Origin of the sequence: Pandoraea anhela, from assembly GCF_902459655.1 — a bacterium.
Taxonomy (GTDB): domain Bacteria; phylum Pseudomonadota; class Gammaproteobacteria; order Burkholderiales; family Burkholderiaceae; genus Pandoraea; species Pandoraea anhela.
This window is the reverse complement of the sequence record NZ_CABPSB010000031.1, coordinates 33,363-41,908: the sequence shown is the minus strand read 5'-3', so window position 1 is coordinate 41,908 and position 8,546 is coordinate 33,363. Positions and strand designations below refer to the sequence as shown.

The following is an 8,546-nucleotide window of genomic DNA, read 5'->3' as shown; positions in this document are numbered from 1 at the left end:
CCGGGCTTTGCAGCCCGTCGCTTCAACTTCGTCGCTGCTTTCGCTGCGTCGCTGTCGTTGCGAGAGACGAGATATTAATGACCTTCGCTACGACACGCAAGCACTTTGTGAAACTATTTTTAAGATGGGAAGAAGCTTTTGTGTTGATGCGTCACGTCGGCCCAACAAACCAACGCCCCAGGCGCCCGGAAACCGGGCGCCTGGGGCGTTCTTCGTAACGCACTCTACATAGACAGGTATTTCTTCGGCATCGCGCGGAAACCTCGGCGTCCGGGATCCGCACACTGGGCGAAGAGGATGGGTTGTGACATGCCGACGCGTGGGGCCCTGGGCGGCGGCGCGCCCCATCGTTCGCCACCAAGACGCCACGACACTCAACCGCGTACACGAACGGCGCACTCGTTCGAATCGGTGACGAACTAGGCGCTCTCGCGCCGATGCCTGCCGATCGCGCCGTGATAGAGCGCGGGTGAGGTCATGCCCAGCTTATGCGCCATGATGACGAGATCCGCAAAGGAACGCGCTTCCATCTTGCGCATCGCATTGCCGCGATGGATCTTCACGGTGACTTCGCTGATGCCGAGTTCATCCGCAATATGCTTGTTCATTCGCCCCGCCGCGACGAGCGCCATGACTTCACGCTCGCGCTGCGACAGACGCTGAGCACGCTCGATCATGTCGATGCTGGCCCGCTCACGTCCCAGACGCTGCCGGTCCTGCGCCAGCGCCGCACCGACCGCATCGAGCAGCACCGAACTCGGAAACGGCTTCGTGAGGAAATCGATCGCCCCCGCCTTCATGCCGCGCACGCCCGTCGTCACGTCAGCACGATCAGTGATGAGCACCACGGGAATGGGATCGCGCATGGCGGCAAGCGTATCTTGCAGCGCCAGGCCGCCGCCACATATCCCGAGGTCGGCGTGCACCACGAGACAGCCGGGTCCGGCGCCGCGCGCGTTCGCGAGGAACGACTGCGCACAAGGAAAACCGAGTGCGCGCAGGCCCGCGTCGCCCAAATAGGCGCAAAGCGCATCTGTCTCCACAGGGTCATGGTCGACGACGTAGACGGTTGCGAGGTCGCTGTCCGCAAGCGCGTTCATGCAATGCGATGTAAGGGTTCGGTGAGCCAGAGTATACGTCAGTCATGTCACCTTCACCCTCCCCCCAAAGCACAACCTTGCCTACAGATAGGCACGCCACGCCCAGCCGTCGTTCTCGTGAGCCCCGTCCTGCAAGGCATTCCGGCGCTAATACGAAAAGACGATAGTGGGCGCATGACGAGCGACATACGCTGCCAGATCGTTGCCAGATCGTTTCGGCCATGCAGACGTCGCCTCACCGAAGCCTTACCTGAATCCCCGATGCCCTGATTCTGCCCGGCCACCCTGCCCGCCTTCCTCCGGAGCCTCCCATGACCACTCCCGACCTCATTCTGGTCAACGGCAAGTTCACCACACTCGACCGCGCCAACCCGCAGGCCGACGCCGTCGCGCTCACCGGCGCAACGTTCACCGCCGTGGGCACGCGCGACGACGTGATGCGCCTTGCCGGCCCGCAAACGCAAGTCATCGACCTGAAGGGCCGTCGCGTCATTCCGGGGCTGATCGACAGCCATATGCACATTATTCGTGGCGGCCTGAACTACAACATGGAGCTTCGCTGGGACGGCGTGCGCTCCCTGGCGGACGCCATGCGCATGCTCAAGGCGCAGGTCGACCGAACGCCCGCGCCGCAATGGGTCCGGGTCGTCGGGGGCTTCACGGAACATCAGTTCGCGGAGAAGCGTCTGCCGACCATCGACGAGCTGAACGCCATCGCCCCCGATACACCGGTGTTCATCCTCCACCTGTACGACCGCGCAATCCTCAACGGCGCGGCGTTGCGCACCGTCGGCTACACGAAGGACACGCCCAACCCGCCGGGCGGCGAGATCGTGCGCGACGCGGCGGGCAATCCCACCGGCCTGCTGCTGGCCAAACCCAACGCGACCCTTCTCTACGCCACGCTCGCCAAGGGCCCGAAGCTGCCGCCGGAGTACCAGAAGAACTCCACGCGCCATTTCATGCGCGAGGTGAACCGGCTCGGCGTAACGGGCGTGATCGACGCGGGCGGCGGCTTTCAGAACTACCCGGAGGACTACGGCATCATCGAGGAACTGCATCGCGAGGGACATTTGACGGTGCGTCTCGCGTACAACCTCTTCACGCAAAAACCGAAGGCCGAACTCGCAGACTTCAGTCAGTGGGTCAAGCAGGTTCGCCCCGGACAGGGTGACGACCTCTATCGCCACAACGGCGCAGGCGAAATGCTGGTGTACACCGCTGCCGACTTCGAGGACTTCCGCGTCGCGCGGCCCGAGATGCCTGACTCGATGGAAGACGATCTGGCGCCGATCGTGCGCCTGCTGGCGGAGAACCGCTGGCCGTGGCGCCTGCATGCGACGTACGACGAGACCATCTCCCGGGCACTCGACGTCTATGAAAAGGTCGCCAGGGAGGTACCGTTCGACGGCCTGCACTGGTTCTTCGATCACGCGGAGACCATCAGCGACCGCAACATCGATCGGATTGCGGCGCTTGGCGGGGGCATCGCCGTGCAGCATCGCATGGCATATCAGGGGGAATACTTCGTGGAGCGCTATGGCGCGAAAGCGGCAGAAGCCACACCGCCGGTGCGCCGCATGCTGGAGCGCGGCGTGAAAGTCGGCGCGGGCACGGACGCCACGCGCGTCGCCTCTTACAACCCGTGGGTCTCGCTGTACTGGCTGGTGACAGGCAAGACGGTCGGCGGGCTGCGGATGGCCGCACCGGGGAGCCTGCTCGATCGCGATGAGGCGCTGCGTCTGTGGACGGAAGCGAATACGTGGTTCTCGTCCGAAGTCGGCAAGAAGGGCCAGATAAAGGTCGGGCAACTGGCCGATCTGGCGGTACTCTCGGCGGATTACTTTCGCGTGCCGGAGGACGACATTCAGGACATCACCTCCGTACTCACGCTGCTTGGCGGCAAGGTCGTGTACGGCGACGGCGAGTTCGGCAGCCACGCCCCGGTGCTGCCGCCGGCGATGCCGGACTGGTCGCCGGCGCGTCACAGCGTCGGCTACTCCCCGCGCGGGCCGCAAGTGCTGAACGTGAGCGTGAATTGTGCCTGTGCAACGGCGTGCGGCGTGCACGGCCACGGGCATGCCAAGGCGTGGGCATCGAACGTTCCGGCGGCCGATGAGAGCGGCTTCTGGGGTGCGCTCGGCTGCTCGTGCTGGGCGTTCTGATCGTCCGCCCGATCTGGAGAATCGCGATGAAGCTTTATCTCGTATCGCTTGCCGTCGGCGTGCTCGTCGGCATCATTTACGGCGGTCTCGGCGTGCGCTCACCGGCGCCGCCGGCAGTCGCCCTGATCGGTCTGCTCGGCATGCTGATCGGCGAACAGGTCGTGCCGCCGGTGAAACGTCTGCTCGCAGGTGAGCCGGTCAACCTCGTCTGGTTTCATCGCGAGTGCATACCGAAGATCACCGGCTTGCCGGGACCGGTGGCGAAGGCGGCAGACACGGAAAAACCGACCGACGCACCGAAGGCTTGAGCCGCATTTGCCGTGCGCAGCAGCCGCGAGGCGCAACAAGGCATCGCGACGGCGCCAGCAAACGCCGTCGCGCGCCAACGTTCCAGACTACGCCTGCGCGTCGAACACCTCCCGCGCCACACGGAAGCTGTCGATCGCCGCCGGCACGCCGGCGTAGATCGCCGCTTGCAGAAACACCTCGGCGATTTCCTCTTTCGTCACGCCGTTGGTCAGCGCTCCCCGCACATGCAGCTTCAACTCATGCGGACGGTTCAGCACTGTGAGCATGCCCAGATTGAGCAGGCTTCGCGTGCGACGGTCGAGCCCCGGCCGATTCCATATCTCGCCCCAGCAATACGTCGTCACCAGTTCCTGCATCGGCCGGTTGAAGGCGTCCGCCGACGCCATCGATTTGTCCACGTATTCGCTGCCCAGTACCTCACGGCGCGTCTTCAGCCCTTTCTCGAACAGTTCCGGGTTCATCACGTATCCTCCGATCACTTCGCCTTGGCCGCCGTTGCCACCCACTGATCCATCTGCGCCTTGTTGGCGGCGATCCATTCGTCCGACAGTTTCGTAATCAGCGCGGGCGAACCGCCTTCCTTGCTGATGACCGCTTCCCACTGAGACCACGTCTTGCCAGGGAAATGGATTTGCTCGATCAGCGCCTTGGCGGCCGGATTCGCGGCGATGAACTGCTTATTCGCCACCGATCCCCAGTTCCACGACGCCATCGCCATGCGGCACGGGTTCGCGCCGCCCGCGCATCCCTCCACGTTGTTCACGAGCGCCGAGCCCTTGTTCGGTACGTTCGGCGGCAGCGCATCGGCGGGTGTCGGCAGCCACACCACGTCCACACCCGGCACGAGCGCGTTCGTCACCCAGGACGGACTCCACGCGTAAAAGAACGCCGGCTTGCCCTGCCTCACCTTCGTCACCGCCTCGACCATCAGCGCTTCATACTTGCCGCGCACCGCCTTGACTGTCTGCTTCAGACCGAACTTGTCGATCTGATAGTCCACAACGTCGCCGCAACTCCAGCCCGGATCGCAACTGATCAGCTCAGCCTTGCCGTCCTTGCCGAAAAGCCCGGCGATCTTCGGATCCTTCATCTGTTCGAGACTGGTGATGTGATACTGCTGCGCCGTCTTCTTGTCGATCAGATAGCCGTTGATGCCGTCGCCCGAAATCAGCCCCGAACCGACGATCATGGCCTGCGCCGCCACGGCACGGAAACCCGGTTCGCGCTGCGGGAAGTTCACATCGGTGGCGAGATCGATATCGCCTTGCGCCACGGCCTGGAAGAACAGCGTCGTGTTCATCGTGCTGAGCTTGACGTCGTAGCCCAGCCCCTTGAACGCCTTCGAGACAATCTGGGCGACAACGTAGTTACCGCCGAAGCTGTCGCTCTGCGCATAACGAATCGTCTTTCCCGTGCCCGGAAGCGTCTGCGCGCTCACCATGCCTGTCGCGCCCGCTGCGACCAGCGAAAGCGTGAACGAGGCGATCGCCTTTGCAAATCCTTTCATTGCTGCTCTCCAAGACTTGTTCGATCTTTCCGATCGTCGAGTTATCGGCCCGCCGGACGTCCGCCTGCGGGCACGGGTGCCGGCCCGCGACATCATCGTCGTGACCGGTGCTGCGGTACTGCCAAACGCGTTGCAACTCAACACGGTGCGTCAAAACGTGGCGACGAAAACCCGCGATGTATCAATGTCGGCGGGCGACGTCACGGCGCGTCCGCCGCGCGCGCCGTCGGCGGCACATTGCCTCCCACGTCGCCCCCAGCCTGGCGCTCTCCGCGAAACAGCCGCGAGATGACGGCGCGGAACGTCTGCTGATCGCGCGGCTTCGTGCGAGCGAGCTTTTGCGTGAAACGATCGAGCATCATCGCGAGCAACACGATGGCGATGCCGCCGACGGCCGCGCGCCCCACATCGAGACGTCCCAGCCCCTGCAACACCACGAGCCCAAGCCCCTCCGCGCCGATCATGGCCACCACGACCGACATCACCATCGCCGTGAGCACGGTCTGGTTCAGACCGCCGAGAATCGTCGGCACCGCCAGCGGCAATTGCACTTCCCACAGCAACTGACGCTTGTCCGCACCGAACGCGAGACCGGCTTCGACGATTTCATGCTCGACCATGCGAATGCCCAGATGCGTGAAGCGTATGAGTGGCGGCATCGCCGCCGTCACCACGGCCACTTCACCCGGCACATTGCCCACGCCGAACAGCATCACCACCGGCACCAGATACACGAATGTCGGTGTCGTCTGCATGATGTCGAGCACCGGGCGCACCACGAGCCACACCCGTTCGCTGCGCGCGCTCCAGATGCCGATGGGTATGCCGATGAGCGCGCAGAAGAGGATGGCGGTCATGATCAGCGAGAGCGTCGTCATCGCCTCGCTCCATACGCCGAGCATGGCGATCGCCACGAAGACGATGGCGCTGAACACCGCAACGCCGAGGCTGGCCAGTCGCCAGCACAACAGAAATGCGATCAGGACCATCACCGGGAACGGCGCGGCGTGAAACACACTGTCGTTGAAGGTCAGCAAGCGCTCGACCGGCCATTTGATGACGAGGAACAGCGGACGCATATGCAGCGCCATCCACTGCACGCCCTCCTGAATCCACTGATCGAAGGGAAAGACTGCGAGTTGATCCGCCTTGATGCCGTCCATATTAAGCATGATGTTCTCCTGCACCGACCGTCGCGCCGGCCGTTCCGATACGAGCCAGCAACTGCCCCACGTCCAGCACGCCGATCAGCGTGCCGTCGTCGTCCGTCACGCCCATCGTTTGCTCGGTATTGAAGCGCGCCGCCACGTCCACCAACCGCATATCCGCCGGCACACACGGCAGCCGGTGGTCGCATTGCGCGAGCACCGCAGGCACGGGCGCCATCACCGAGCGGGCATCGAACAGACGTGCACGGTCGACGTCGCGGGTAAACGCCGCCACGTAGTCGCTGCCGGGGTCGAGCACGATCTGCTGCGGCGTGCCCTCGCGCACCAGGCGTCCGTCCGCCATGATCGCGATGCGCGTGCCGAGCTTGAGCGCCTCCTGAAAGTCGTGGGTGATGAACAGAATGGTCTTGTTGAGCGTGTGTTGCAGACGCAGCAGTTCGTCCTGCATTTCCGTGCGGATGAGCGGGTCGAGCGCGCTGAACGCTTCGTCCATGATGAGGACGTCCGCTTCCGTGGCCAATGCCCGGGCCAGCCCTACTCGCTGGCGCATGCCACCGCTCAGTTCGTGCGGCATGTGGTACGCCCAGCGCGCGAGACCGACCACGCTCAGCACCTCCTCCGCACGCCGGCGACGCGCCGCTGCCGACATGCCGCGCAGCTTCAGGCCGAACTCCACGTTTTCGATGACACGCCGGTTCGGCAGCAACGCGAAGTGCTGGAACACCATCGAGATGCGGTTGCGGCGCACGTCGCGAAGCCCCCGTTCGTCGAGCGCACAGATATCTTCGCCGTCGAGCAGGATACGACCGTCGGACGGTTCGTTCAGACGGTTGATGCAGCGCGCCAGCGTCGATTTGCCGGAGCCGGAGAGACCCATGACCATGTAGATCGCACCGGACGGCACCGTCAGGCAGACGTCGTCGAGTCCCACGACCTGGCCCAGCGTCTCGAGCACATCGGCTTTGCGTTTTCCGTCGCGCAACATGGCCAGCGCTCGCGCCGGCTTGTCCGCGAACACCTTGTAAAGGTTTTCGATTCTCAGTCGGTCAGTCACGGCGAATCTCCTTGAAATCGCTGGAATCCAGTGAAGCCCTTGCCGGCGCCGTCTGCGGCGCGAACGCCATGAGCGGCGAAAAATCGGTCGGCACCAGAATGCGGTTCTCGGCCGTTTCGATCCATTCGGACAGACGCGGAATGAACGCCTGCCAGCGCTTGTCCTGCGCGAGTTGCGCACGGCGGCGCGCGCGCTCGTCAAGACTCGGATACGCCCAAAGGTGTGTCACCTGACTGAGTACCCCGATCTCCGTGGTGAAATACCCGACGAGATGCCCGAGGATGGGCTGCTGGATCGCCAACCCTTCGGTGCGCACGAGATTCAGGTACTGACTCATGCCACCGTTGCGAATGCGATAAATGCGCTCTTCGACGATCATGCTGCGCTCCTCTTGCCACCGCCGCTGCCCGGCGGCGCCACGGCCGGGAGGTCCGCCCCCAGAAACTCGCGCAGGAGTGCCGCGACCTGCGTCGCCGCCTCGACGAGAATCGAATGCCGCATGCCCGGCAGGATCTCCAGGCGCGAGCCCACGATGCACTCCTGCATGAAGCGCGCCATGCGCGGGTTCGAGCCCTGATCGTCTTCACCGGTCACGATGAGCGTCGGCATGCGGATCTGATCGATGAAGCCACCGAAATCGGTCTCCGCCAGCACGCGATAGGCGGACGCATAACAATCCGGATCGTTCTGCGCATTGCGCTCGCGCAGGTATGCGATGCGCTCGGGATGCTTCGCCTGAAAGTCCTCCGTCAGCCAGCGCGAGAGCGACGCGTCGTAATGCGCGCCACGCTCACCGCCCTGCAACGCGGCGAGCCGTGCCAGCACACGCTCGCGCTCTTCTTTGGTACGGCCCGACACGGTCGCGAGCAACGCCAGGCGACGCAGGCGCGCCGGATGCGACAACGCCAGCCGTTGCGCGATCAGCCCGCCCAGTGAAAAGCCCGCCAGATCGAAAGTGGTGAACCCCACGTGATCCGCGAGCGCCAGCGCATCGGCGACGAAATCGTCGATTTCGTAGCGGCCCCGGACCCGCGATGAGCGACCATGGCCGCGCAGATCGAAAGTGAGGATGCGAAAGTCATCGGCCAGCAAGGCCGCCACATCGTCCCATGCCTCCTGATACGACCCCACGCCGTGAATGCAGACGAGCGGTCGCGTGCCGCGTCCGAGCAGGCGGTAGGCCAGCGTCACGTCGCCCACTTGCAGCGTTTGCTCGCGCGGGACGTCGGGCGGTTCGGTCAT

At 64.2% G+C, this 8,546-nt stretch carries 9 protein-coding genes; 2 read left to right on the top strand and 7 right to left on the bottom strand.

Annotated features, from left to right (window positions below; translation table 11 throughout):
- Nucleotides 1–419 precede the first annotated feature (419 nt).
- Entirely contained in the window at nucleotides 420–1,100 is a 681-nt protein-coding gene (locus tag PAN31108_RS25075; protein WP_150671473.1) for a response regulator transcription factor, read from the bottom strand.
- 311 nt (nucleotides 1,101–1,411) lie between these two features.
- Here PAN31108_RS25075 and PAN31108_RS25070 point away from each other — a divergent pair, with 311 nt between their 5' ends.
- Both PAN31108_RS25070 and PAN31108_RS25065 read left to right on the top strand, forming a co-directional pair.
- The gene (locus PAN31108_RS25070) at nucleotides 1,412–3,265 is read left to right on the top strand and encodes an amidohydrolase (protein ID WP_150671472.1); all 1,854 of its coding nucleotides are present in this window, start codon (nucleotides 1,412–1,414) and stop codon (nucleotides 3,263–3,265) included.
- A 26-nt stretch (nucleotides 3,266–3,291) separates the two neighbouring features.
- Nucleotides 3,292–3,573: a XapX domain-containing protein gene (locus tag PAN31108_RS25065; RefSeq protein ID WP_150671471.1), complete on the top strand. Its 282-nt coding sequence runs from the start codon at nucleotides 3,292–3,294 to the stop codon at nucleotides 3,571–3,573.
- Nucleotides 3,574–3,660: 87 nt separating this feature from the next.
- On the opposite strand, the gene PAN31108_RS25060 is transcribed toward PAN31108_RS25065, so the two are convergent.
- The 6 genes from PAN31108_RS25060 to PAN31108_RS25035 all read right to left on the bottom strand — a co-directional run bounded on the left by PAN31108_RS25060 (nucleotide 3,661) and on the right by PAN31108_RS25035 (nucleotide 8,546).
- Nucleotides 3,661–4,035, bottom strand: a complete 375-nt coding sequence (locus tag PAN31108_RS25060) for a carboxymuconolactone decarboxylase family protein (RefSeq protein WP_150671470.1) — start codon at nucleotides 4,033–4,035, stop codon at nucleotides 3,661–3,663.
- Nucleotides 4,036–4,049: 14 nt separating this feature from the next.
- Entirely contained in the window at nucleotides 4,050–5,081 is a 1,032-nt protein-coding gene (proX, locus tag PAN31108_RS25055) for a glycine betaine/L-proline ABC transporter substrate-binding protein ProX (RefSeq protein WP_150671469.1), read from the bottom strand.
- Nucleotides 5,082–5,281: 200 nt separating this feature from the next.
- The gene (locus PAN31108_RS25050; RefSeq protein ID WP_246184142.1) at nucleotides 5,282–6,253 is read right to left on the bottom strand and encodes an ABC transporter permease; all 972 of its coding nucleotides are present in this window, start codon (nucleotides 6,251–6,253) and stop codon (nucleotides 5,282–5,284) included.
- Complete coding sequence (locus PAN31108_RS25045) at nucleotides 6,246–7,304, bottom strand: quaternary amine ABC transporter ATP-binding protein (RefSeq protein ID WP_150671468.1); 1,059 nt, start codon at nucleotides 7,302–7,304, stop codon at nucleotides 6,246–6,248. The genes PAN31108_RS25050 and PAN31108_RS25045 overlap by 8 nt, the downstream gene beginning before the upstream one ends.
- Entirely contained in the window at nucleotides 7,297–7,683 is a 387-nt protein-coding gene (locus PAN31108_RS25040) for an NIPSNAP family protein (protein WP_150671467.1), read from the bottom strand. Before PAN31108_RS25040 ends, PAN31108_RS25045 begins: the two co-directional genes overlap by 8 nt.
- Nucleotides 7,680–8,546 (bottom strand): alpha/beta fold hydrolase, encoded by an 867-nt coding sequence (locus tag PAN31108_RS25035; RefSeq protein ID WP_150671466.1) that lies wholly within the window; start codon nucleotides 8,544–8,546, stop codon nucleotides 7,680–7,682. Before PAN31108_RS25035 ends, PAN31108_RS25040 begins: the two co-directional genes overlap by 4 nt.